17 protein-coding genes are annotated in these 25,392 nt (G+C 58.3%); 1 reads left to right on the top strand and 16 read right to left on the bottom strand.

Annotated features, from left to right (window positions below; translation table 11 throughout):
* Nucleotides 1-212: 212 nt before the first annotated feature.
* The 15 genes from EYR88_RS01595 to rfbB all read right to left on the bottom strand — a co-directional run bounded on the left by EYR88_RS01595 (nt 213) and on the right by rfbB (nt 23,448).
* Nucleotides 213-1,520: a hypothetical protein gene (locus EYR88_RS01595; RefSeq protein WP_131087995.1), complete on the bottom strand. Its 1,308-nt coding sequence runs from the start codon at nt 1,518-1,520 to the stop codon at nt 213-215.
* The gene (locus EYR88_RS01590; protein WP_131087994.1) at nt 1,517-3,460 is read right to left on the bottom strand and encodes an O-antigen ligase family protein; all 1,944 of its coding nucleotides are present in this window, start codon (nt 3,458-3,460) and stop codon (nt 1,517-1,519) included. Before EYR88_RS01590 ends, EYR88_RS01595 begins: the two co-directional genes overlap by 4 nt.
* A 3-nt stretch (nt 3,461-3,463) precedes the next feature.
* Entirely contained in the window at nt 3,464-4,195 is a 732-nt protein-coding gene (locus EYR88_RS01585) for a hypothetical protein (protein ID WP_131087993.1), read from the bottom strand.
* Between the two features lie 117 nt (nt 4,196-4,312).
* Nucleotides 4,313-6,697 carry a glycosyltransferase gene (locus tag EYR88_RS01580; RefSeq protein WP_131087992.1) on the bottom strand — a complete coding sequence of 795 codons (2,385 nt, stop codon included), beginning with the start codon at nt 6,695-6,697 and terminating at the stop codon, nt 4,313-4,315.
* Nucleotides 6,694-8,169 carry a lipopolysaccharide biosynthesis protein gene (locus EYR88_RS01575; protein WP_131087991.1) on the bottom strand — a complete coding sequence of 492 codons (1,476 nt, stop codon included), beginning with the start codon at nt 8,167-8,169 and terminating at the stop codon, nt 6,694-6,696. The genes EYR88_RS01580 and EYR88_RS01575 overlap by 4 nt, the downstream gene beginning before the upstream one ends.
* A gap of 4 nt (nt 8,170-8,173) precedes the next feature.
* Nucleotides 8,174-9,301, bottom strand: a complete 1,128-nt coding sequence (locus EYR88_RS01570; protein ID WP_131087990.1) for a DegT/DnrJ/EryC1/StrS family aminotransferase — start codon at nt 9,299-9,301, stop codon at nt 8,174-8,176.
* Nucleotides 9,298-9,951 carry a NeuD/PglB/VioB family sugar acetyltransferase gene (locus EYR88_RS01565; protein ID WP_131087989.1) on the bottom strand — a complete coding sequence of 218 codons (654 nt, stop codon included), beginning with the start codon at nt 9,949-9,951 and terminating at the stop codon, nt 9,298-9,300. Before EYR88_RS01565 ends, EYR88_RS01570 begins: the two co-directional genes overlap by 4 nt.
* Before the next feature lies 1 nt (nt 9,952).
* Entirely contained in the window at nt 9,953-11,107 is a 1,155-nt protein-coding gene (locus EYR88_RS01560; RefSeq protein WP_131087988.1) for a DegT/DnrJ/EryC1/StrS family aminotransferase, read from the bottom strand.
* Between the two features lie 33 nt (nt 11,108-11,140).
* Nucleotides 11,141-12,163 carry an SDR family NAD(P)-dependent oxidoreductase gene (locus EYR88_RS01555; RefSeq protein ID WP_207306453.1) on the bottom strand — a complete coding sequence of 341 codons (1,023 nt, stop codon included), beginning with the start codon at nt 12,161-12,163 and terminating at the stop codon, nt 11,141-11,143.
* On the bottom strand, nt 12,160-13,257 hold the full coding sequence (locus tag EYR88_RS01550; RefSeq protein WP_131087987.1) for a Gfo/Idh/MocA family oxidoreductase: 1,098 nt from the start codon (nt 13,255-13,257) through the stop codon (nt 12,160-12,162). The genes EYR88_RS01555 and EYR88_RS01550 overlap by 4 nt, the downstream gene beginning before the upstream one ends.
* Nucleotides 13,257-14,786 (bottom strand): sugar transferase, encoded by a 1,530-nt coding sequence (locus EYR88_RS01545; RefSeq protein ID WP_165477254.1) that lies wholly within the window; start codon nt 14,784-14,786, stop codon nt 13,257-13,259. Before EYR88_RS01545 ends, EYR88_RS01550 begins: the two co-directional genes overlap by 1 nt.
* A 568-nt stretch (nt 14,787-15,354) precedes the next feature.
* On the bottom strand, nt 15,355-18,042 hold the full coding sequence (locus tag EYR88_RS01540) for a LuxR C-terminal-related transcriptional regulator (protein WP_131087985.1): 2,688 nt from the start codon (nt 18,040-18,042) through the stop codon (nt 15,355-15,357).
* The gene (locus EYR88_RS01535) at nt 18,039-20,468 is read right to left on the bottom strand and encodes a helix-turn-helix transcriptional regulator (RefSeq protein WP_242632530.1); all 2,430 of its coding nucleotides are present in this window, start codon (nt 20,466-20,468) and stop codon (nt 18,039-18,041) included. The genes EYR88_RS01540 and EYR88_RS01535 overlap by 4 nt, the downstream gene beginning before the upstream one ends.
* Nucleotides 20,469-21,010: 542 nt before the next feature.
* Entirely contained in the window at nt 21,011-22,432 is a 1,422-nt protein-coding gene (locus EYR88_RS01530) for a bifunctional dTDP-4-dehydrorhamnose 3,5-epimerase family protein/NAD(P)-dependent oxidoreductase (RefSeq protein ID WP_131087983.1), read from the bottom strand.
* Nucleotides 22,432-23,448: a dTDP-glucose 4,6-dehydratase gene (gene rfbB, locus EYR88_RS01525; protein WP_131087982.1), complete on the bottom strand. Its 1,017-nt coding sequence runs from the start codon at nt 23,446-23,448 to the stop codon at nt 22,432-22,434. The genes EYR88_RS01530 and rfbB overlap by 1 nt, the downstream gene beginning before the upstream one ends.
* Nucleotides 23,449-23,553: 105 nt before the next feature.
* On the opposite strand from rfbB, the gene rfbA reads away from it, so the two are divergent.
* Nucleotides 23,554-24,471 carry a glucose-1-phosphate thymidylyltransferase RfbA gene (gene rfbA / locus EYR88_RS01520; RefSeq protein ID WP_131087981.1) on the top strand — a complete coding sequence of 306 codons (918 nt, stop codon included), beginning with the start codon at nt 23,554-23,556 and terminating at the stop codon, nt 24,469-24,471.
* A gap of 56 nt (nt 24,472-24,527) precedes the next feature.
* On the opposite strand, the gene EYR88_RS01515 is transcribed toward rfbA, so the two are convergent.
* The gene (locus EYR88_RS01515; RefSeq protein ID WP_131087980.1) at nt 24,528-25,232 is read right to left on the bottom strand and encodes a class I SAM-dependent methyltransferase; all 705 of its coding nucleotides are present in this window, start codon (nt 25,230-25,232) and stop codon (nt 24,528-24,530) included.
* Nucleotides 25,233-25,392: the final 160 nt, after the last annotated feature.

Below are 25,392 nucleotides of genomic sequence, written 5' to 3'. Positions count from 1 at the left end.
CAATGCAACGCTGGAAATAAGATCCGCTACTGGTAAATATAGTTTGCGAACTCCGGCATCCGCGGGTTGTCCCAACCTATATTTCGTTACATCCCGTTGTAGTACTCGGCACTAGTTCATCTCTTCGGATTCTGCGTGGCACATCGTCGTAGAGTTAAGCCTCCCGAAGCAATGAATCCTCGATCCGAGTCCGGTTGTAAGTATCCGGCTCATTATTTGGCAGCACAGTTGGTGATGGGCATCTTGTAGACATGGATGGCGTTTCCGTCGGCAAAGTCGTCGGCGAAGGCTCCCTCTGTTGCGTGAAGGGTTCTGTTTTCATTGAGCACTTCTACGTCAGTTGAACCCACACATTGCAGGTTGAATGATGCAGTCTGCTTAGTGGCTTGCGCTGACCCGGCAAGTACGTAAAAGTGATTCTCATAGACTTTCACTCTAACGTTGACGGCGCCCTCGGCGCTGAGTATCCCCTCGGCGGTATCCGAATTCAGTACCGGAGCCAAAAGTGAAACTTGGTTGTTAATCCGTGCAACGGCGGTGCTACTTTCCTCGTCGCAGTCACGCAGGACGTGTTGCGAGGCGCACTGTCCAGAAAAACTGTGGTTGAAATAGACGATGCCACGTGCCCCCGCGATGAGGCTCTGCCACACTGCTGCGCGGATTTGTGTTGGGGTTACCGTCGGTAGTTTCTCGTCGCTAAAGGGTCGACCCAACTCTACAAACCCCCAAACAGGTTTACTGCCCGCAGGCTGAATGTAATCGCGGATTTGTTTCACCGTATGTCCATAATTAGCCGCTAGCCGGCATTCGGACTCAGTCAAATCACGAGGTTCTTCAAAGCGTGTTCCGCCCTCGGTTTTGTCACAAATATTGGGATCGGTATACCAGTAGTTATCAGCAGATACCACGTCAGCATAAGTACTGGTGAAGTGAGTTCCTACCTCGTCATCACCCCAGAAAGTCACGCCTTTACCAAAGTTCGCGTAGACCATTGCCCCTGCTGGAGCTTTCGCTAAAGTTTCCTCCAGCACCGTGTAACCGCACCGGCTCTCTTCTGGCTCGCAGATGGGAGCCTCTCCTGGCCATGCTCCTGTCCATACTCCCTCTCCGGATTTCCCCCACATGTCTACTTCGTCGGGAAGAACGAAACCGTTGAGGCTACTTTGAGGCGTGCTGCTCAGTACATATGATCCGGCGTCATGGGCAAACGTCGGATTGGATTCAGTGGTTAGTTCAACATAGGTGTTGATGCCAAAGGAGCGATCAGTCACCGCATCTTGTGCGTCCATAAGGCTTTCATGCCACACCGCAACCGGAAAATAATTCGGGTCATCTGGTAAGGGGTTCGCAAATTGAGCATAGTAAGCGGACCCACCATCATTAGCGGTGGTCTCGAAAGTTTGTTCTGTGACTCCCACTGCATTCGTGCATCCTGCCAAAAGAGAGCCGGCCACAATGATGGTACCTAGCTTGCCTGCTGGACGTAGTTCTAAGTCCACTTTGTGCAATGTCTTCGTCATGACTGGCCTGTCTTTCGGAGAACTAATTCGTGTGCTGTCGCGGCGGCCATAATGGTCAGGAACCCCAATAAAAGAAGTGCCCATTTGGCGCGTGACTGTATCTGAACGGGAACCACTTCTTCGGGGTAAACATCGGTAATAATATGTGCGCTACGTTTCACGTTCATTTGTTGTTGCGGTTCTTGGGCGAGAGCGGTCAGTTCTGTCATCGTTTGCTCCATGGTTGATGACACCTCTTGAGCTGAAGAGCCAAGCACCTCAACGGTGATCGTTGCTTCTCTCTGATACGTCTGCCACTGCCCCCCAGCGTTAGGTACACGCACCAGTTCCCCACTGTGCACGCCCGTACCGTAAATGGGAGCAGAGACTGGTTCGATAGTCGATGGCCCATGTATTCCGGTGTACGTTTCTTTCACCAAAGCGGCAAAAGGAATCAGATCCCGGGCATCGGTGCGAAGGGAATTTCCTCCTACCGCGCTGGATGGCGGCAGGAACACCAAATCCTGTTGCGTCCAATAAGTGCTAGGTGCTTGCCTGATTACTTGGGCAATGGGCAGTGCGAGTAGTACCACTAGCACGGCAACAGAGGCAGCGAGTATCCGCGATTTTTTATTGCCAATGCTAGGAACCGAAATCTTCGGATTCAGGCGTTCAGAATCCTTGGACAATCTCCAATATGCCGCGCTCATCCCCAACACGAGGAAAAGAACGCCTGGCGCCTGCGGGAATGAGAAACTGTCGAAGAATGCCATGAGTGTGGCGCTGGAAATTATCGACGCGGCCAGTCCCACACCCAAATGACTATCTAACGAATCCTCACCGGCGGTTCTACCTGCAATGGCGCAATAGACTCCTGTAACCAGCAGCGCCAAAAACGCCAGCGTTCCGACGATGCCTATTTCCAAAACCAGTAACAGCAACTGGTTATCGAGTATCCGGTAGCTAGGCAAGAAGGTACCAAAACCACGTCCGAAGAGTCGATTAGTAGCAAATACTTGAAAAGCGAAGTCCCAGCTTCCGGTCCTAGAATCCACACTGGAATCCCCGCCCTCAAACATTTCCATGATGGCACGTAAGACCGAAGGAAGCGCGGTCATCACCGCGCCGGCTCCTGCAATACCTAGCGCCACGACTCTGCGGCGCAAACGCGCATCCCAGAAGGGCATCATCGCTAGTATCCCCAACACCGAGCCGACGAGCGCGGAGCGCGTCAAGGAAATAAATGAAACGCCCACGAGTGCAGCCACCGGAACAAACCGTCGGAGGAAACCCCACTTCCGATCCCCAATGCATAAGGCAATAGCCAATGGCACCATGCTGCTGACAACTGCCGCGAACTCGAGGGCATGCCGTGCAGTTCCCCGGGGGCGCATGAATCCGCTACGCATATCGATGCCAGCGTCAACGCTTGCCAAACCAGGCGTTGGGAATCGATCGATGAGTACCGAGCCGCTAAGGAATTGGTACAAGCCCAGTGCCGCCACCACAGCACCTAGCAGAACAAGACGTCTGCATAATACGGCCAATCTTTCCTTGGACTGAATTCCGTCGGCGGCAACGAAGAAGGCGCCGGCAAACCCGGCCAAGCGCAAGATGCCCATATCTGCAGCATTCTGGTCTGGCTGTGGCAGATGGGAAGAGGCAGCGACGACCTCGCTGATCATCACGGCCGCGGCAAATGCTAAAAAGGTGAGGTACACCGGATTTGAGAACTTGACTCGATTTGCAAGGCGGGTTCGATACCAGAGCCACCAGACCATTAACGCTATTGACAGCAGGACGGCCGGTGTTCCGGCACCGCCTAACTGCGCGATAGTTCTGTCGCTGGGGACGAGTAGCAACACCACGGCGTAGACCGTCAGCCCGGTCACTGCATCTGCTTGGGCTGGTGCCCGTTGTGGCAACGGTACCAATCTACGATGTTCCGAGGACTTGAGCATTTCTCAAGTTCCGTTAGCGAATCGTACAGGCTGAACGGTCAGCCTAGCTTCGGTGGGTTCAAGACGTGCAGCTACGTCGGGTAGAGACTGATTCGGCTCCGCGGAGCCATTGCCATCGTGTTTGTCATCCGATTTCCGGCGCTTGTTTTTCGGCTTCCGTTTAGCTAAAAACTTGTCCAGTGCGGCAACAAATAAAACCGTGGCAACAGACCCGCCGCCAGCGGCTACCGCCATAAGTTGCAGCTGGCGCTTGTTCTCGGTTTCGGCTTCGTGCGTCTGAGCCAGAGTCATTGTGCCGATCTTGGCGTCCGCTGGTACCTTCAGTTCGTCCTGCAACGCATTCAAGGTAATGGGAACTTGAGAAGTCACCTTTTCTACCAGAGTTATTGCTTGGCTATCTGTGGGCGCTGCCACTGATATTTGGATAATTGGCCCGGTTGAAGTGGCATCTTGTTCAAGAGTGAATGATTGATCAGGATTAGATCCAATAACTTCCTCTTGTGAAGCCGCCGAATTCATTGTTATAACTAAGACATTGAGTGCTTGGCCAAGTCCCCCAAGGTACAGGTACGGATTATCGCCATCCTTGACCGACTTTTCCGGTGGCAATAACACCACCGTTGATGTTGCGCTGTAGGTCACCGGCGTGACGGTGTAAGCTCCGTACACTCCGGCCGCTGTCAAAATAGCTCCGAGCACGACGATGTACCACCGGCGCAAAAGACTTCGAAGCATGTCGCTTAAAACCATTTTTCCCCCAAAAAAATGTCACAAAAGTGACTCCCCCAGTGATGCCACGACTATTGCGTACCAAGTCCCCCTTAGTTCGCCATAAGGACAACAATCCTCATGTTACGTGATTGGCATCTCCTTTAGAGTTGATAATTCGATTAAATCTATGGCTCGTTGCTCCCACGAGTGTCTGGCGGCAAAAGCTCGGCGTTCTGAGATCTCCGAATCCAACGTGGGATGGGCGATACGCTGCCGGAGTATGTCGATGACCTCGCCATTTGTGTTTCCTATCGCCACATGTTCGGTGTCCAGCCAGTGTGAGGAAGGGAGATTTGTCGATACCACAAATAGCCCTGCCGCCAAGTAGTCCAGGGTCTTCAATGGGAAGCTAGCTTTGTTAAATTTCGAATCTGTATAGGGTGTAAGACCGATCCGGCACCCAGCCAAAAATTCCGGAACTCGCGTGGGCGGAATTTCACCTACCCACTGCACACCGGGAGATTCCAGGAATTTCCGCATACGCGTAGCCCACTGCGCGTTGTTACTTTTCAGCGGTCCAGCAACCCGAAGCTTCAATCCTTGATCTCGAATCTCTTCAAGCAGCCCAACGTCTAGGCGTTCGTTGAGCTGTCCCAACACCGCGATCACCGGTTGGCGGTCGCCAGCACTCAGTTCGGAGATCTTACAGCCGTTTGGCAGCAATTGAGTTACGTGCTTCGATTGCTGTTGGTCAATTAGGGTAGCCAGATGCGGTGAGACGGCAAAAACTTTGTCGGCAACGGCCAGGTTCTCGGTCAAGCGTTTGGAAACACTGCCAGCGGGCAGCCCCATAAGCTGCTCGCCAGCAACCCAATCATCGGTCACGTAGAGGTATTTCGTACCTGATATCTCGGCAGGGAAGCTTGCACTGGCAGACGAGTGAATGATCAGACGCGCTCCCGATGGGATGGTACTTGCACCCCTCAGTAGGGTGCGTATGGTGAGTTTGTCGTAGATTTTACGCAGTTGCGGATAGCGCACGCCGAACGGAACGAAAGTCTGAATCCGAGTTATTTTTCCTGTGACCTGGTCGCGGGAAGTTCCGAGAAGTTTCGCTGGTCTAGGGCCATCCGCGGTAAGGGATGATTTCAGCGTTCGCGGCGGATCCACCCAAATCACTTCAGTCTGGGCGGACAAAGCCGTCGCCAACATGTGATCGGTGCCCTTGACATCGTCCCAATAGGTGCCGGCAAGGTACATCACTTGCTGGATTGCATTGCCCGGGCGGCGAGGGCCAAATCTTGCATTCACGGTATTGCTGTTAAAGTCGTCAATCACGGTTTTGCGCCACAGTTTCTGGCGTAAGCGAGCCAGTTTGTATTTTGTGAATTCCCAGGCAGCAAGACTCCAACTACCTAGTTCATTCCCCGTCCGAATGTGATGCGAAAGCTCAGCCAGGTAGAGCTCATCCAGCGTTCGGGACAAACTCCCCAAGGAATATCTAGCGTCCACCAGTTCCCGACCAAAATCTCCGAGTATGCTCTGTCGATCTCTGGAGTCAAGTAGTGGCAACAAAATCGATTTGAGACGTTCGGCACCGCCGTGGTCATCAGAACCAACTCCGTACCACCCTTGCCAGAAAAATTCATCCACCGAATCAGGCTCCAGCAGCTTCCAATAACCTTTCTCCCCCTGAACAATCAGTGGCTTAGCGAAGGCCATAGCACGCAGTGCAGAGCCACCCATACCCAAGGCAACGTCAGCGGCAGCGTAGGCACCGCGCGGATCTGCCATTTTCCCGGTAAGCACAATACTCCCGGGGTATCTCAGGTTGACTTGTTCGGCACGTTCACGAACGGTCCCCGCGGACGAGCCACCGCCAACTATTGCTAAACAGATAGGACGCTCGTCAGCAATTAGTGCAGTTGTATCGATGGCCGAAAGAATTCCCTCAAGTTTCAGCTCAGGTACGAGCCGTGAAACCACGACGACTAATGGCACGTCAGGGTTGATCGAATATTGGGTGCGGAATTCTTGCCCTAGTTGTTGGTTCACATTGTTCTTGTGAACGTCCACCGGCGGCTCTAAGAGCGAAACACGGTTGAAGCCACGCGTTTTCCGCTCGGCCTGAATTTGCTCGGTACCTACCGTCAGTGGAACAGTTCGAGGGATGAAATCAGCCACGGCCATCGACATGACGGTGGCGATGCTTTTTGCCTGTTTCAGGCCAAGAGCCGCCAGGGCGCACTCTAATGCAGGAGGCCATTCAAATCCATGCAGAATGTCAATCTGACGCTCGAGAACTAGCCGTCGTAAATCTGCAACGATAGCAGGAGTCGGCCTAAAACGTGGTCTTGGTGACTGAATAAATTCAAGGCCCAGCTCAAGCACTTTTTGTACCAATTCCCCCTTCCAGCCGTAAACGATGACTTCATGGCCACGCTCACGCAACGCGCCGGCTAGTTCAATGGCGTTGAGCTGGCTGCCTCCCATGGACAGATCGTGGGGGTAAATCAGGATCCTCATATGCTCGTTTCCAAACTCTCAGTACGTGAAATTTTGCGGATCTGCCCGACTTCATTGCGGCAGTTCACTAGCAGCAATGCCATGATCAGCAAGCTCCACATGCCGGCAATAGACAATGCAAGGAGCGGCAACGTGATGAAGTTGGTAGCCAGAGAACATCCGGCCCATACGAAACCGCCAGCTAGAAGCGGAAGGTACAGTTGTCGCAGTATTGTGCCAATCCCTACCCCTCCACCGCGCAGCTGCCACAGGTATACCGGCAAGAGGATCACCACGGACACTACCGCGTAGGCGCAAGCTACTCCGACCATGCCTGCAAGCATCGCACCAATCCATAGCGCAGGAATCAGCACACCGAGTCCTACTAGCTGAATGATCAGAACATTTTTGGTTCGTCCCACCACCACCAGATAGTCATAGACCAGCTCGTTATAGACCTTGGACAGGGCCGCGATGACCAGCCAGCTCAGGATTTGCGCGGCTGGAATCCACGGTTCGCCGTAGACAAATATGATCAACGGGTGCGCAACCGCTGATATCGCAAGAAAAGCGGGGATGGTTGCGCTGGCTAAAACCTTAGACAAACTGGTGATGGCTTGCCGCAGTCGTACCTGATCATGTTGTATGGCAGAAAATGCCGCGGGTGCCACTCGGCGTAGTGGTTGCGAAATGATGTTCAGAGGCCAGCTCGAAAGATTAAACGCCAGGACATAAAAACCTAATGCGACACTTCCCAGCGTCGCACCTACGACTAGTTGATCCGCATATCCGACGGCAAAAACGATGACGCTAGATCCGGCTAGGGGCAAGCCGAATTTAATCAATTCCAGGGCATGGTTCCGATTCCAGCCAAATCGGTATTTCAGCGGTGAGGTTTTCAAAAACATTACCGCCGAAATCAGACCACCCGCTAACCGTCCTATGGCCAAAGCCATTGCGCCTAAGCCCACAAGTGCCAATACGACCGAGAGGATTGCCCCAACCCACACGTTGACTTGATCAATGACCATGCGCGTACGTTCTTCAAACGCACGTTGAAGCAAGGCGGCGGGACCTGCCACAAGTCCATTGAGCAGCACGGAAAGGATCAGAATTCTAACTACACCCGTCGCTTCAGGCTCTCCCATGAGTTCGGTGAAGCGCGGTGCTGCAAACCATGAGATCGTGCAGAATACTGCGCTGCCAACAACGGAGAGCGTATTGACTGTCGAAGCAATAAGTGCCGGATCCGAAGGCCACCGGACTATAGCAAGGCTGACGCCGAGCTCATTAAAACTAAGTACCGCCATGAGTGCGACAAGCGCAATAGCAAAAGTACCAAATTGCTCTGGACCCAATACTCTAGCTAGGACAATACCGATGCCAAGAGTTCCGAGCCTTGAAACTAGGGTATTGGCCAGGCTCCAGCTAAAGGCATTACCGGCGGAATTCGAAGCGCCCGTCGACCTTGTCCGCTTCCCGAGAATGCGCATTGGATCACAGCACCGAAATCAGCACATCTGCGACTCGCCGTTGTTGCTCTTCGGTGATGTGCGGGTACAGCGGTAGGGATAGGATTCTGCCGGCAGCGCGCTCGGCGACAGGAAAATCTCCTGCCTTGTATCCCAGGTGTGCGAAGGCTTGGGTCAGGTGGACTGGATGCGGGTAATGGATTCCGGCACCAATACCTGCAGCGTTGAGTTCCGCCACCACGCGGTCGCGGTCTAGAACTTGTACAACGTACAGGTGCCACACGTCGTGGTTCCCCATGGCCTGTTGTGGCAGGATGACTCCCTCAACCCCGGCCAGGAGTTCATTATACCGAGCAGCTGCTTGGCGGCGCAGTTCATTCCAACGGGCTAAGTGTTCCAGCTTGGCGCTGAGCACCACCGCTTGCACCGCATCCATCCGCGAGTTGCGTCCCACGATCTCGTGTACGTATTTAGTGCGGCTGCCGTGAGCCGAGAGCAACCTTACCCGGGTTGCCAGTTGTTCATTACTAGTCAGCACTGCTCCGGCATCCCCTGCAGCACCCAGATTTTTGCCCGGGTAGAAGCTGGTTCCGGCAATGTCCCCCAAGGTCCCGGCGTTACGTCCGTGGCGGGTGGCGCCCTGTGCTTGGGCCGCATCTTCAATGATCACCGCGCCGCACGCGCGGGCAATGGGCGATAATTCTTCAATAAATGCGGTTTGTCCGTAAAGATGCACGGGCATGATGGCTTTGGTCTTTTCGGTAACAGCTTCTGCTACCGCCAACGGATCAATCAGCAGGTATTCGGGATCAACATCCACCAAGACAACAGTCGCGCCGGTCAGGCTGACCGCTTCAGCGGTGGCAATGAAGGTATTCGCTGGAAGAATCACTTCATCACCCGGCCCAATCCCGCTGGCGCGAAGCGCCAACTCCAAGGCATCGGTGCCGTTCCCCACCCCAACGCAGTGTCCAGAGCCCAAGAAACTTGCATAACTTTGCTCAAAGTCGGTGACCGCTGCTCCCCCAATGAAGGCGGTATTCTCAAAGATTTGTGCCAGTGATTCATTAACCTGCTGCTGCACTTCAAGTTGCTGCGCTCGCAGGTCCACCAGCGGAATCTGCGTCTGGGTACTCATAGTCTTGTTACTCATGCTCTAGGCCCTGTCGATTCAAGATTTGATGAAGAAATGATCTGTCGGGCGGGGTTTCCTGCCCAGGTCTGCTCCGCTGGGACATCGTGCAGCAATGCTGATCCCATGCCGATGACCGCACCGGCACCAATCTGCACGTCTTCACGCACCGCCGCATTAGTTCCGAGGTAGGCCCGATGACCCACCGTGACCCGGCCTGCCAGTTTTGCGCCGGCCGCCAGCGTGCAAAAGTCCTCAAGCACGTTGTCATGTGTCAGCACTACCTGGGGCATGAGCACCGTGTGCCGTCCCACCCAGATATCGCAGGTCGCCACGCAGTCGGCGAGGATGATACTTCCGCATCCCACGCTCACCGAACTTCCAAGTAGTGCCGTGCTGTGGATGTGCGTTGCATAGCGAGAATCATCCAGGCCCAGCCGGCTCACAATAGCTGCCCGACTGCTTCCCTTCCCTGCACAGATCAATAGCTTTTCGCTACGCTCTTTGGCTATTTCCAGTCCCCCAAGAACTCGAACCTTGCCAATGAGCGTTCCGTGCAATGCAGTGTTGTCATCAAGCAGTCCAATGACCTCATGGTCACCGGTCTGCTCAATGGATGCGATGGTTTCTCGGGCCAATCCGCTGGCCGCCACAAGCAGTATTTTCGACATTTCACTCACCGCCGGTGGCGGCAAGCACGTTGGCCAGCACACTGGTGATCACACGATCCTGCTCATGCTCTTCCAATTGGTGGTAAAGCGGCAGAATCAACGTGTTTGCCGTCAGATGTTCGGTTGCAGGCAGGGCAGCGACAATTCCAGAATGACCTGCATAGGCCGATTGCAGATGCGAGGCCATAATGCCACGTCGGGCCGAAATATCGTCTTCGGCAAGCCGCTCAAGTAGTGCCTCACGGTCCGCCCCAAATTCTGGTCCAATCTCAATCCAGAATGATTGGAAGTTTGAGGTTCCATGCTCAGGATCTGCAACGCACCGCAGTCCCGGCACATTGGCAAACGCTCGCTGGTACCGGGATGCCAAGTACCGGCGGCGAGCCACCATGGTGTCCAGCTTCTCCAACTGAACTAGGCCAAGGGCAGCCTGCAAATCCGTCATGCGGAAGTTGTAGCCAATTTCCTTGTAACTTTCAGCTGGTGCCAGTGTGGAGTTGTGACGATCGGCAGCAGAGACATCCATTGAATGTTCACGTAACTGACGCGCACGTTGGGCCCACTGCAGGTTGTTGGTGGTGAGCATGCCACCTTCGCCAGTGGTCAAGAGCTTGCGTGGATGGAACGACCACGCGGACACGTCCGCGCCGGCTCCTACCGCAGCTCCACGATAAGTTGACCCTGCGCCGCAGGCGGCGTCTTCAATGAGGACCAGATCCAACTCATCACAAAGCTCACGCAACGGCTGAAGATCCAGCGGCATACCGCCCTGGTCCACCACAATGATGGCAGTAGTTTTCTCAGTCAGTACCGCACGGACTGTCTGCGCTGTGACGTTCCCGGTCAATTCCTCAACATCCGCGAACACCGGACGGGCACCAACATAAGTCGGTGCGTTAGCGGTGGCCACGAAGGAAAACGAAGGCACGATGACATCATCTCCAGCTCCCACCCCGGCAACCAACAAGGCCAAGTGCAAAGCGGTGGTGCAACTGGACGTTGCCACCGCGTAATCCACCTGTTGATGCGCGGCGAAAGCTTCTTCAAAAGCTGCGGTCCGCGGCCCCTGCGCTACCCATCCTGAGGCAATTACCTCGGCGACCGCGTCGGTCTCGGCTTGTCCCAGCCAAGGTTTCATCACACTAATGCGATTCATGATTCTTTTCCCCCCAAAAAAATCAGTATCTGCTTATTTGTTTGCGCCGATGGGCGTGGCTAAGGCACGTCCGGCGGCAACTTCTTCACGCAATGGTTTCCACCACTCAACGAGTGTGCGCAGTCCTTCTTCTAACCCGATACTGGCCTCGAACCCCAGGTCTTTACGCGCTGCGCTGGTGTCAGCCAGGCGCCGCACCACTGAGTTCACGGATCGTTCTGGCCCGTATTCGATACTCAAATTCGAATCCATGACGCGCAATAGGCTGTGAGCCAACTCTTTGAGACTGGTTTCGGTGCCACTGGCGATGTTGTAGACCCCTTCGGTGACCGGGCTACTGGCTGCCAAGAGATTCGCCCGGGCGATGTCTTGTGACACCACGAAGTCCATGGTTTGTGAACCATCACCAAAAATCAGTGGCGGCAGGCCATCGGCGATGCGTTCCATCCAGCGCACCAGCACCTCGGTATAGGCGCCGTGAACATCCATTCGCGGGCCATAAACATTGAAGTAGCGCAGCATCACGTAGTCCAGGCCATACATGGCGCGGAAGGACTTAAACAGTCCCTCGTTGAAAGTCTTCGCAGCTCCGTACAGGGTGTCGTTGTTATAGGGATGGTGGCGTTCAGTGGTGGGAAATTCCTCGGCCATGCCGTACACCGAGGCGCTGGAGGCGGCCACAATCTTGGGCACCCCGGCTTCCACCGCTGCTTCGAGCACATTGAAGGTGCCGTTGACCATGACATCCAAGGCCAGCCGCGGTTCCTCGGCGCACTGGGTGATGCGGATGGCCGCCTGGTGGAAGACTATGTCCTTGCCCGCCATCACTTCGCGGACCATCGCCCGGTCGGTGATGTCCCCGACGTACAGGGTGACCCGTCCGGTGGCCAGGGCATCAGCGAGGTTGCTGCGCCGGCCGCGGACCAGGTTGTCCAGCACGTCCACATGGGCTGCTCCCGCGGCCAGCAGCTGGTCGACGATTTCCGAGCCGATGGTGCCCGCACCACCGGTGACCAGGAATCGTCCGCCTGCGAGGTTCTTGATATTTTCGTTCATCGTGCATTCTCCATTGCTGCTGTGCTGTGGTCGGTGGACAGGGTGGCCGCCGCGGCGGCCCGGCTGCGATCGGCGTGCTCAAGGACCTTGAGCACCCGCAGGGCCGAGGGCCCATCTGTGGGTGCCGGGCGTGCGCCGCGAATGCTGGCCGCGAATTCGGAAACCATCAGGCCCAGCGGCTCGAATTCGGAGAGGGCCGGAGACCATGTATCGCCTAGGCGATAGGAAATCGTGGCCCCCTTGCGGTCTTCTGCATCGGCGCGCATCATTTCCTGGCGTTCCAGATCGACTCCGCGGTCGAAAATGGTCAGCCGCTGCTGCGGGTTCAGGTCATCCCAGACCAGCGTCTTGCGGCTGCCTCCGATAACCATCCGGCGGATCTTGGTCGGCGATAGCCAGTTCACGTTGATGTGCGCCAGGATGCCGGATTCCAGTTCCATGCTCAGGTAGCCGACGCACGACTTTCCGGCGTGCAAGGGATCTGATCCCAACGCCGTGACGGTGCGGGCGGACAATCCGCCGGGCAGCACGAAGTCCAAGATGGACAAATCATGCGGGGCCAGATCCCAGAACACGTCGACGTCGGGCTGGACCAGCCCGAGATTGATCCGGGTGGAATCGATGTAGAGGATCTCCCCCAGTTCGTTATCAGCAAGCAGATCACGAATCTTGAGCACCGCCGGGGTGTAGCAGTACGTGTGGTCGGCCATCAAGATGGTGCCCGCCGCAGCCGCGGCTTCAACCATCTGGGCGCCATGCACGCTGTTGTCCGCCAGCGGCTTTTCCACCACGACGTGCTTGCCAGCGGCGATCGCCTGCATGGCGATCTGGTGGTGTGTCCGTGCCGGCGTGGCAATGGCCACGGCATCAATCTGGTGGCGGGCCAGCAGCTCGTCAAGCGAGCTGACCACAGCCGGGTTGCCAGTCTTGCGGGCCAGGGCTTCGGCTCGGTCAAGATCCATGTCGCAGATGGCGACTAATTCCCAGTCGGTGCTCATGGCAAAGTTCCGGGCAAGGTTCGGGCCCCAGTAGCCGGCGCCGATCACGGCGACGCGCAGGGCCGGGTGGACCAGGGTCTCGGGTGCAACACTCATCAGTAAGCTCCATCGGGTTTGATCATGACGCGGAAGGTTCGCCAGATGATGCGCAAATCGCTGAGCACCGTCCAGTTCTCCGCGTAGTAGAGGTCCAGTCGTATGCTTTCGTCCCACTCCAGGTTTGAACGGCCGCTGACCTGCCACAGGCCGGTCACTCCGGGCTTGAGCAGCAGCCGGCGGTGGGTGTGCCCGCGATAGGTTTCGACCTCGGTGAACAGTGGCGGGCGGGGCCCGACTACGGACATTTCGCCGCGCAGGACGTTGAGGAACTGCGGAAGCTCATCGAGCGAATGCTTGCGCAGCAAATGGCCAACGCGGGTGATCCGCGGGTCGTCCTTGAGCTTGAATAGGGGCCCAGCTCCTTCATTCAGCTCTAGCAACGCGGCCAATTGCGCTTCTGCATCGTTGACCATTGTGCGGAATTTGAACATCTTGAAGGGACGGCCATCCTGGCCAGCCCGTTCTTGCAGGAAGAAGATCTTCCCTGGGCCATCACGCCTGATCAGCAAGGCGATCAGGAGAAAAACCGGCGACAGGGCCAGCAAGGCGAGCAGCGAAAAGACGATGTCGAAGGCACGCTTGAAGAAGTATCGCGTCCCAGTGAATTTCGCCAGTTCCACATGCAACAGGGGCATCCCATCCATTGGGCTGGTGCGCACGCGGCGGCTGGCTACTCCGATCAGCGAGGAGGCCACAATGAGCCTGGTTCCGGTGCCTTCAAGACGCCAGCCCAACTGCTGCAAAGCTTCGTTCCCACCTGGCAGAGGTCCGGCGACAACCACGGAATCGGCGTGCAAGCGCTGAATTTCCTGTTCGATCGAGCCGGTGTCATATAGCAGCGGAAGTACCGGATCAACCTTGCGGATATCGTGTTCGGCTTCCGGATCCGCCGCACCGTCCATCAGCACCCCAACAACGCGGTAGGCAGGTCCTGACTTCTTGGAAATCTGGCGGATTGCGAACGGGGCGTCAGCGGGCTGGCCGTAGACCAGCACATTGCTCAGAGCATAGCCGCTTCTGCTGCGCAGCCCCAGCCACTGGCGCCAGGTCCACCTGCTGGCCAGCAAGGCGGAGAGTCCCAACGGCAAGGAAAGAACGAGAAAGATCTTCAGGCTCTCTTGGCCGGTGAGCACGATAAGTACTCCGACGAAGCCCGAGAGCATCAACCCCGAATAGACCATGATCTTGTATTCCTGCATGCCCACGGCAACGCTGCCCAAGCGATGGGCTTTAAAGGATTGCAAGCTGGTCATCCAGGCGATGGTCAACAGAAGGCCGGCCAACGCATAGTAATGCGTGCTGCCTGGCAGCAATCGAGATATCTGCGAGTTTTGGGCTTGCACGATTGCCGGCAAGGAGCTCACCAGGGAAATGACCAGCAGATCAGTACCGTATAGCCGGCGCAGATAGGCGCGTCCTTGGGCACCAATGGTGCCGGTTTCCCTTTTGATTGCTGGACGCGGCAGCGTCCAGGTTCCGAGCGAAGACACATGATCTTCGCCTAGTTTGCTGCTAATTTGCGACATGGCTTGTTCCCACCCTGGCGAGCGATTCAACGCTGCAAGGGTGGTCGCTGGTCGGCAACACAAAGTCAAGCATCTGTATTCCCCCAAGAAATAAGCGAGTTCCCCAATAAACATGGCAATCGAGCTGTCCCACCAGCCCGGTTGCCGTTCTTTACCTTGAGCCTAGGATGCGAAAGCATCCGATGCACGAGTGGAGGAACACTCCAAAGATTGCCTGCATTACCCGCAAATACTCACATGGCACTTGGTTCCTACTCGATCACTACTTGGAATGGACCGGCAGTGCATAGAAAAACCCTGCACCGGCGCAGAGGGGTTGCCGGCACAGGGTTTATTCGTGAAGGAGCCGGCGGCCGCGCTGGGGGGCAATCCTCGCGGATTCGCTGGCCACCGGCCCCGTTTCTGGGAAGAGCTTCGCCGCAAAACACCAAGCGCGCGCCAGACCGACGGGCACTCGTTCGCAAAAGATCGCTTGCGTAATTCGCCAGCTCCCGCAAATCACATTACTCACCTGTGCCGGGCCGGGCACGGGTGGTACCTACCCCAAGTTTGCGCAAACCGGCACGTGCTACCTGCCGGTTGTACCCGCTTCAAGCCCTGCGTGATCCAATTCCGCGCGCTCGGTAATCCCCAACTTCGAAAATACCCGGTAGAGATGCCCCTCCACCGTGCGCTGCGAGACCGTCAAGGTCCGGGCAATCTGCGCGTTATTCAATCCCTGCCGGGCCAGGCTGACGATTTCTGTTTCCCGCGCGGTCAGTTCTGTCATGGCCAGGACACGGGCGATGTACTTTCCCGGGTCCATCCCCTGTTGGTCGATCAGTTGGGCGGCCCGGCGCAGCAAGGCGCCGCAGCGCCGCTGGTCTCCGGACTGGGCGTAGCGTTCGGCCGCCCGGGCCCAGGCCTCGATCACCACCAGGTATTCTTTCTTGGCCAGGGCGTCCTGGGCCAGCTGCTCCAGCGGCTCGCCAAGCTCTGAGCCTCGCAAGTCCATCAGGCGCGCCAAAAACGCCGCTCGCGATCCCTGCTGCCCCGCCGCCAAGGCGCGCAGTCTTTCACCCAGTTGGGAGTCGGCCAGCTCCTGGTCCCCCAGCTGCCGTGTCATGCTGAAAACGAATTCGCGTTCCACCAGCGGGAAGCACTCCAGCGACTCACCCGGATACGGATAACCCAGTCCCGCAGCGAAGGCCCGTGCAAGTATCCGCTGCTTCGACGACTCCTCGCCCAGCTGTCCGTTCAGCGAAATCGTCCCGCTGGAACTGGAGGACCCGGGCCCGATCACCAGGGATTCAGGCACCGGAAAGCCCAACCGGGCCAGCAGCAGCCGGTACAGTTTATTGGCCAAGGCCAGCAGTTGAGTGATGTCCGCAATCTGCAGCTCCGTCACGGCCTCGGCCATTTTGGCCATGGCGAGCTGGACTCTGCCTTGCAGCAGGTGGCTGACGCCATCGAGCAGCGAGATGGCCCCCTGGTAGTACTGGATGGAACGGAGCCGGGCATGGCGATAGGAGTCGATGAATGCCGCGGCGCGCTCGTATTGTCCCAAGAACAGCAGGTTCCAGCCGATGCGGAAGAACACCCGGACCTCGTACATGGCCTGCGGGACCGGGTACTCCTTGAGGTCCTGCAAAGCCGGTTCCATCAGATCCAAGGCCTGCTGGCACCGGCCGGCGGAAGCGTGCAGGTCGCTGAGCATGATCATGCCGATGAAGCGCACCTGCGCGGGCAGCAGCCGGTCTTCCAGGAATTCTTGCAGCTCGGAAACCCTGGGCAGCGGACCGCGGGCGGTATTGACCCTGAGCCAGAAATCCAGGACTCTGGCCCCCGCACTATGCAGGGCCAAGAAGCTGGATACCTCTTCTGCGTCCGCGTGCCCCCGGGCACGATGCTTCCAATCGTCCAGGATCCGCTCCAATTCGGCGCCATCAGTTCCGATATTCGTGGTGACCTCCAGCAGGTAGGCGTAGGCCTGCCCCAGCAGCGCCAGATCCGTCAGCTGATCGATCAGGCGCAGCAGCAGCGCGCGTGCGGCATGGTGCCGCCCCATGCTCAGCAGCATCCGCGCTTCGAGCAGCGCTCCCTGCCCATGATGCCGGGCGAGCTTACCCAAGACGCATAGGCGCAGGGCCAACCCGAAATTCAGTTCCCGAGCGGCCTGCTCGGCCAAATCCAGGACCAGCTTCGTGGGCACCTGCTTACCGGTTTCCAAGGACCACAGCACCTCGCGGGCATTTGGCTCTTTTCCCAGCGAGACCGCCGCGGTAACCCACAGGTCATGCAACTGTGCGATGTCCTGCTCGGTGGCCAAGGCGCGGACGCTCCGCTGCATGAGCTTGGACTTCAAGGCCATCGCCGGGCCTTGCCGCATCAGCTCGCCGATTTTCAGCAGCCGCCGGTAGGGCAATCCGCACTGCTCAAGCACTTCTGGAGGCTGCGGTCCGGCCAAAGCCAGCAACAACAGCGACTGCTGCTCCTGAACGGACAGGGACCGGGTGATTTCCCGGCCCAGCGTCAACATTGGCGTATCGATTTCCGGAAGTGCGCGGGCCACGATCCATACCGGCTCGTGGAGCCCGGGGCCCTGCGGCAGCCTGTCATCGTGGAAAAGCGTGCCTTGTTCCAGGCAGGATGCAGCATAGGCTTCAACGAAGCTGGGGTTACCGCCGGTGACCACATCGATCAGGCTCACCGTGCCCTCGGCGAGCTTGCGCCCGATCACTCCTTCGGCCACCGCGCGCACCCCTTTGCGGTCCAGGCGTTGCAGGGCCATGGTGGTGAAGGATCCCAGCTCGGCCAGCGCGCCCAGCGGGCTATCCGCTTCTAGCGACCCGCTGCCCAGGGCCAGCACCTTCACGTCGGCGTTTTCCACCAGCAGAGAGAGGATGAAGCAGGACTGCGGGTCCAGGAACTGCGCGTCTTCGACCACAACGATATGCGGTTCAACCTGCCCGCGGCTGGAAAGCAGGCTCCGATTCAGCTCGCGCAGCACGCTCACCGGCTCGTCGATGCTCTCCAGGGCCCCCAGATATGGCGACAAGGCACCATGGGCAATAGTGCTCAAGGACGGCGTGCAATACAGCGTCATGACCGGCTCGCCCATGCCCGGGGAAGCCAGCACTGCCTCCACGAGGCTGGTCTTGCCCACGCCCTGCTCGCCCAGCAGCAAGACGCCGGCAGGACCTGGCCCTTGCAGGATCTGCAGCAGCTGGTTGTATTCAGTTGTCCTGGTCTTGGCAATCAGTTGATGCTGTTTCATCGCAGCCCTGCGGTACGGCGGCTGGTGCGGTCAAGCGCAGTGAGCTCCTGGCGATTTCGGACCTGGAGCTTGGAATATACCTGGTAAAGATGCCCCTCCACGGTGCGAATCGAGACGCCATTGAATTTGGCAATTTCCGAATTCGTTTTGCCAGTTATGGCCATCTTGGCGATCTGGGCCTCACGCTTGGTCAGCTCGCGCATCCAGCCCGGCTGCTGTTCGATGGCTTCAAACTGCAGCTCGTCGTGCTGCTGGATCTGCGGAGCCGAGGCCCGCTTGCGGCCGTTGACTGTCCGGGAAAGCTTGCGCTGGTCCCTGGTTTCCATTGATGCGACGAACTCGTTGTTCGATGGCACGGACATGAGCAAGTGCCCGGCCTCGACCATGCTGTCCAGAGCCGCTGCCAAGCGCGGCGAGTCCTTGGCCGACGCCGCGTCTGCGAGCGCCTCCAGGTTCTGTCCGACAAGGCCCTCGCAGCGTCTGGCGGCGCTGCGCAGCTGCGGCAGCACCAGCTGGTCTCCCAGCCGTGCGGCGAACCCCAAGGTCAGCGCTTCGAGCAGGGTGTGCTGGCCGCCGCGGGCACGCTGGGCGAAGGTTGCCAGCCGCAGCCTTGCAGCCTGCGGCGAGCCGAGTTCGGCCAACGCAAGGCAGGAGAAGACTTCTGCCGCCCAGGAGTAGAAGTTCAGCGGCATCTGCATTGCTCCGGGGGTCCCGTATTCAGGGCATACCAGTGCGGCTGCCTCCACCCGCCTCCCGGAGCAAGCCAGCGCATAGGCAATGACCGACCCAATTAGTGCTTCGGTTCCCCGGTCTCCGGCCACTTGCATCTGGTGCAGGTTCGGTTCCAGCAGGCGCAAGGCAGCGTCGTACTCATTGCCCAGTCCCAGCAGGATCCCCCGCATGATGTCCCCGTAGGAAATGAGCAAGGGACTGATGTACTGCCCTTCGGCCAGGCGCTGGGCGCGGGCTGATGCCGCGTTCCAGACTCCGGAGAGCAATTCGGCCTGGAGCAGCTGGAACTCTATGTCTGCTGCGTCCTCGGAATGGAAATTCGAGATCGTCGGGCCGTTGAAGCGGATATTGCGCAGTTCCCCGTCCACGTAACGGACCAGCTTCATGGCATCGGCCTGTCGCGACTGCGCCGCCCAGCTGGCAGCTTGCAACGACAGGGACCGCAGGTGCAATGACTCGCTCATCCAGCCTGACGAAGACAGCAGTGACTCGCTGCTGCCGGCGATGCTCGTTTCTTTGGTCATCTCGGTGCTGAATAAGGTCGCGAACGTGCTGAGCAGTTCCAGTTCCTGGAATGCGATATCCAGGGATTCGCGCGGGCCGGATTCCCTGATGGCCTGGGCCAGTCCCGCCCTGGCCAGGTCGATTGCTTCGAGTCCGTGGGACAACTGGCCGAGCATGGCCAGCGCGCGCACGTGCATTTCCACGATGCCCACCAGGGTGCGCGGGTCAGTTGGCCAGCGTTCGGCGTGATAGCCCTGCTGCTGGAAGTCTTCAGCCACCCTGAGCTGCGATTCGTAGTCGCCAAGGTCGTTCAGGGATTTCAGTTGCGCAAGGATCCGGGCAGCCAATGGGTTCTTGTGCAACTTGGCCAGCAGTTCCGCACCGTGAGGGTGAGCCTGATTGCTGGATTCGGCGCGCACGAGCAGGGACAGCAGCGGATTGGATATGCCTACCTTGTAGGCGGCGCCGGTCAGGTACTTGGCCTGGCCACGGTTCAGCAAGCCGTCAAGCTCGCAGGTCAGGCCCGAACGCCGGATGCGGTTGAGTTCCACCGGCCCGCCCAGTGCCAGGGCCCCGAGCAGTTCGCGTTCACCGTCATCGAGCCCATGGGTCAGCGAAACGTGCAGGGCCTGCATCGCAGGCCCGGAATCGAGCGCGTTTATCCGCAAGGCCCAGGTACCGTTGTGCTGCAGCAGATGGCCGTCTTCGCGCCAGCTGTGCATCAACTTGAGCATCAGCGAGCGGTTGCCCCCGGCCAAGTAGCACAGGGTTGCCGAGGCGTAGGCGGAGACCCGCCCTTCCAATTCCTGCTGGACGAAAGCGTGCGTTTCCATGCTGCCCATGCGCTCGACGCGCTGGTGCGCCAGCCGGCCCGAACGGTACAAGGCGAACAGGTCCCCAGGAAGATCCTGCACGTGTTCGCAGATCACGAAAAGCTTGATCTTGCCCATCGTGGCCAGCTGGGCGAGCAAGGAGCTGGATTGCTCGTCGATCAATTCAGGCCGCCCGAGCACCACCATTGACGGGCGCTGGTCGGTGCACAGCACCCGGCCCAGCTGGTGGATCAGCTCATGACGGCTCGAAGCTCCGGCCACGTCGACTTGGGCAAGCAGGAATGAAAGCACACCGAAAGGCACTTTCGTGCCGAAGTTGCTTCCGTTCAGCCGGATCAGCTTCGGCGGCTCGGCCATCTGGCCCAAGTCGGTTTCCAGCTGCGCCCTTCGACCGCTGCCCACTGGTCCGGAGACCACAGCTCCGGCGCAATGCGGGTCGTTCAGGACTCTGCCCAAAATGCCTTGCGAAATCCGCGAGAGTTTCGAAGTTGTCTTACTATCTCCCCGCTGCGCTTGAGCATTGCGAGTGCCCGCCAGCGAGAGAATTCGTGAATATTCCATCATTCAAACCGCCCCAATCGGTTCGTTCCCCCAAATTAACCGCTTATCCGCGAAAGAATCCGCCTGGACTCTTCCTCGTATTTCCCCATCCTATGACTTAAAGGCAGCGAGATCACTGGGTTCGGCAGGATAAATGAAGCTCAGTCACTTTTTCTTCTTTTCCCAGTGAATGCACAGCACTTCGCCATCACTCGGCAACAACGAATTCGTCCCCGCAAATTCTGAAATTGACTTGGAACAACTCTCACCGTGCGCAGGATGGTCGAACCTGACTGAGGGTTTCTTTCCGTTCACCTGCCCTCCACTTGGACCACACCCGATTTTTACCTACCCGGTTTTTATGACGTCACACGATTCTGGCCAAGGAACTGGTCCAGCAAGTCGGATAACGGCTTCGGCGCAAAGCCGGTCGCTTGCAATTTTGCGGTGTCCAGCGTGCTGTTTACCGGCCGGGGTGCCAGATGGGGCCGGTCCAAGGCATACTCCCGGGTGGAAACCGGCTGCACGGCATCCGGGTCATGGCCGCACAAGGCGAAGACCTCGCGGGCAACCTGGTACCAGCTGGCGGGTTCGCCGCCGCCCTGCAGGTGATAGATCCCCGGGGCGCTGCCGGTATCCAGCAAGTGCATGATGCCGCGGGCCAACTCGCTGGCGAAGGTCAGTCGTCCAACTTGGTCATCGACCACCCTGGGCGCGATTCCCTGCTCGGCCAGTCGGCGCATGGTGGACACGAAATTGTTGCCCTGCCCGATAACCCAGCTGGTGCGCACCACATAGTTGCCGGTGTGAGCCAGCACAGCCTGCTCGCCAGCGGCCTTGCTTTGGCCGTAGACTCCGAGCGGCGCGATCGGATGCAGCTCATCGACCTCGCGTTGCGCGCCATCGAACACATAGTCGGTGGAAACATGCACCAGCGGCACCCCCAGCTCACCGCATCGTGCCGCCAGCTGGCGCACGGCCACGGCATTGACTTGCCACGCTTCGGCACTGCCCGCAGGGGTTTGGGCCCGGTCCACTGAGGTCATCGCCGCCGCGTTGACCACGTGGCTGCAATTGGCAAGGTCCAGCGATGCCGCGAAGCCCGGGGACTGCAAGTCGGTCTGGGCGCGGGTATACAAAGCGATCCGTTCATCTGACTTCGCCAGTTGAGCGAAGGCACGTCCGAGCTGACCGTTCCCGCCGAGCACCGCAATTTTCTTGGGCTGCACTGGTTTCGCCTGCGCCAGCGGTGGGTGCTCCTTGTCCGCCTGTGAAACTATGGCCTCATCCAAGCTGATGGGCCAGGGGATGTCCAAATCCGGGTCGGCCAGATTGACGTAGCTGTATTCCAACCGGGCTGCCTCTGTCCAGTGCTCGGTGACCAGGTAGGAGTACACGGTGTTCGAGGCCAAGGTCTGGAAGGCATTGGCCACCCCGCGTGGCACGAAGACCGCTTGGCCTTCGCCCATCTTCGCGGTGAACAGGCTGCCGAAACCGTGCCCGGGACGCAGATCCACCCAGACGCCGAAGATCTCTCCAGACAGCACCGAAATGTATTTGTCCCATGGCTCGGCGTGCAATCCGCGAGTGGTCCCGCGCGGGCCATTGAAGGAGACATTGTTCTGCACCGGGCGGAAGTCCGGCAAACCCGCAGCCACCATTTTCTCCCGCTGCCAGTTCTCCTTGAACCAGCCGCGCTCATCGCGGTGCACCGGTAGGCTGACCACCTCGAGTCCTTGAATCGGGCTGCCCTCCACCCGTAGCTGCGCCGCGCCGCCCATCAGCTGGCAACCTTGAACGCATCGGCTTGCTGCGCGTAGCGCTGCTCGGTCTGTGCCTTGGCCGGCTCCCACCAGGAGCGGTGCTGACGGTACCAGCCAATGGCTTGCTCCAGGCCCTGCACCAGGTCGGTGTACCGCGGCTGCCAGCCAAGCTCGGTGCGCAGCACCGTGGAATCAATGGCATAGCGCAGGTCATGGCCGGCCCGGTCGGCCACCGCATCGAAGTCATCGGCTTTCCTGCCCATCAGCTCCAGAATCAGTGCGAGCACTTCGCGGTTGCTCTTCTCTCCGTCCGCACCAATCAAATAGGTGCGCCCGGCCTGGCCCACTTCCAGAATGAGCTGCACCGCCGAGGAGTGGTCGCTGGCATGGATCCAATCGCGCACATTTGCCCCATTGCCGTAGAGCTTGGGCCGCAATCCCCCAAGGACATTAGTGATCTGCCGCGGGATGAACTTCTCCACATGCTGGTACGGCCCGTAGTTGTTCGAGCAGTTGGACAGCGTCGCCTCGATCCCGAAGGAACGGACCCAGGCCTTGACCAGCAGGTCGCTGGAGGCTTTGGTAGCCGAATACGGGCTGGACGGCTTGTAGGGCGTGGTTTCGGTGAAGCGCTGCGGATCATCGAGTTCCAGGTCCCCATAGACCTCGTCGGTGGAGATATGGTGCAGGCGCACGCCGTGGTTGCGCACAGCTTCCAGGAGTTCAAATGTTCCCAAGACATTTGAATTCACGAAGCTGCGCGGGTCGTGCAAGGAATTATCGTTGTGCGTCTCGGCCGCGAAGTGGACCACAGCATCATGCTGCGGCACCAGTTCGTTGACCAACACGTAGTCGCAGATGTCGCCAACAACAAGGTTGACGCGTTTGCTGTCCAAGCCTTCCAGCGACTGCCGGTTGGCGGCGTAGGTCATCTTATCCAATACGGTGATTTCACTGTCGGAATGCGTAATCATATGGTGCACGAAATTTGCCCCAATGAATCCTGCTCCCCCAGTTACAAGGATTCTTTTCATCTCACCAATGTAGCCAGTGGGCACCGCGGCCAAGCAGCTTCCTAGCAATTCTCGAGTATGACTACTCTGACAAGATCGCTGCCCGCTTCATTAGGCTCGATAGCCATGAGGGGAATAATTCTAGCTGGGGGAACCGGGTCTCGTTTGCACCCGATCACGCGAGGCATCTCAAAGCAATTGGTGCCTGTCTTCGACAAGCCGATGATCTACTATCCGCTGACCACGCTCATGCTCGCTGGAATCAGGGACATCCTGGTCATCACGACGCCGCAGGATGAGGGGCAGTTCAAGTCCTTGCTCGGCGATGGCTCGCAGTTCGGCATCAATCTGTCCTATGCCGTGCAAGCCCGGCCTGAAGGCCTGGCCCAAGCGTTCATACTTGGCGCCGAGCACATCGGAGGGGAATCCGTGGCGCTGGTGCTGGGTGACAACATCTTCCATGGACCGGGGTTCGGCACCCAGTTGGGAAGCTACGCCGACCAGACCGGCGCGACGATCTTCGGCTACTGGGTCAAGGATCCCAGGTCCTACGGCGTCGTCGAGTTCGATAGCTCCGGAAGGGCCGTATCGCTGGAAGAGAAGCCGCTGGACCCGAAAAGCCACTACGCTGTTCCGGGATTGTACTTCTACGACAATTCCGTGGTTGGCAAAGCCCGGACATTGCAGCCTTCGGCCCGTGGAGAGCTTGAGATCACCGACATCAACCGCTTGTACCTCGAAGAGGGCAACCTCAACGTCACGGTGCTGGCCCGCGGAACTGCGTGGCTTGATACCGGAACCTTCGATTCGCTCAACGACGCCTCCAACTTCGTGCGCACTGTCGAAGCGCGGCAGGGTTTGAAGATCGGTTCTCCCGAGGAAGTTGCATGGCGCCAGGGGTTCATCTGCGATGACCAGTTGCGCACTTTGGGCCGGGAGTTGGGCAAGAGCGGGTATGGCGCTTACTTGCTTCAGCTGGCAGAAAACAGTTTCGTCGATCCCCATCATTCAACGCGTCCTGCCGCTATGCCGGCTATCAGCTGACATTCGAGGGCTTCGCGGCTTCCGGACGCCGTTGGCACCTGGAAGCAGTGCGCTGGCTAGCGCGTCGAGCGCAGCGAGAAGAACAGGAAGCTCAAGAACGCGTCGCGTTCACGCAAGGCTTCTGGAATCACGCCTTCGGGCGCATCCTTGGCATACGGCGGCTCCCAAACACGCTCCACCGCGAACCCTGCGGAGATCAGTGCCTTCATGGTTTCATGCAAAGGCCGATGCCAATAGGTCAGTTCGGCAGGCTTCCCCTTGAAAGTCACTTCGTCGGTGTACTGGGTGAGCTGGAAGTAGTCCTTGCCTCGGTGGTTGAACGGGTAGAGAATCGGATGGTTCACCGACATGATGAGCCGGCCGCCGGGCTTGAGGACCCGGCGGACTTCCTCCAGTGCGTAGTCCCAGTCCGGCAAATAGTGGAACACCAAGGAAGCAATGGCATCGTCAAAACTGTTGTCGGCATACGGGAGCTTCTCCCCCAATGTCGCCACTTTCAGGTCGGCATCTTCGCCCAGCCGCTGGCGTGCCAGGTCCACCATTGCCCGGCTGGTGTCGAAGCCCGAGACGCTCGCTCCACGGCTCATGAGCTGTTCCGACAGCGGACCGGCGCCGCAGCCGATATCCAGGATGTTCCGGCCGGCAACCTCTCCTGCCAGTTCCAAGGTGGCCGGCCGCTCATAGTAGGCGTTCAGCATGCTGAATTCGTTCTCGTCAGCGTAGTCCTGGGCGAAATCGTCGTAGTTGCTTTCCTGTGGCATGGGCGCCCTCCTTTGCATGGTTTTGCCCGAGCCTAGCAAAGGCTTCAACTAATCATTGGGAAAACACTCGACTGCTCGGGTAACGCTTTGACGGCAATAGCCGCAATCGATCACAATCGCGTCCAGCCATAGTTTCTATTCCCAGTCCAGATTAGAATCA

It is taken from the genome of Arthrobacter sp. S41, from assembly GCF_004320535.1.
Lineage (GTDB): Bacteria > Actinomycetota > Actinomycetes > Actinomycetales > Micrococcaceae > Glutamicibacter.
The sequence above is the reverse complement of the archived record's forward strand: the minus strand, read 5'-3'. Positions and strand labels throughout refer to the sequence as shown.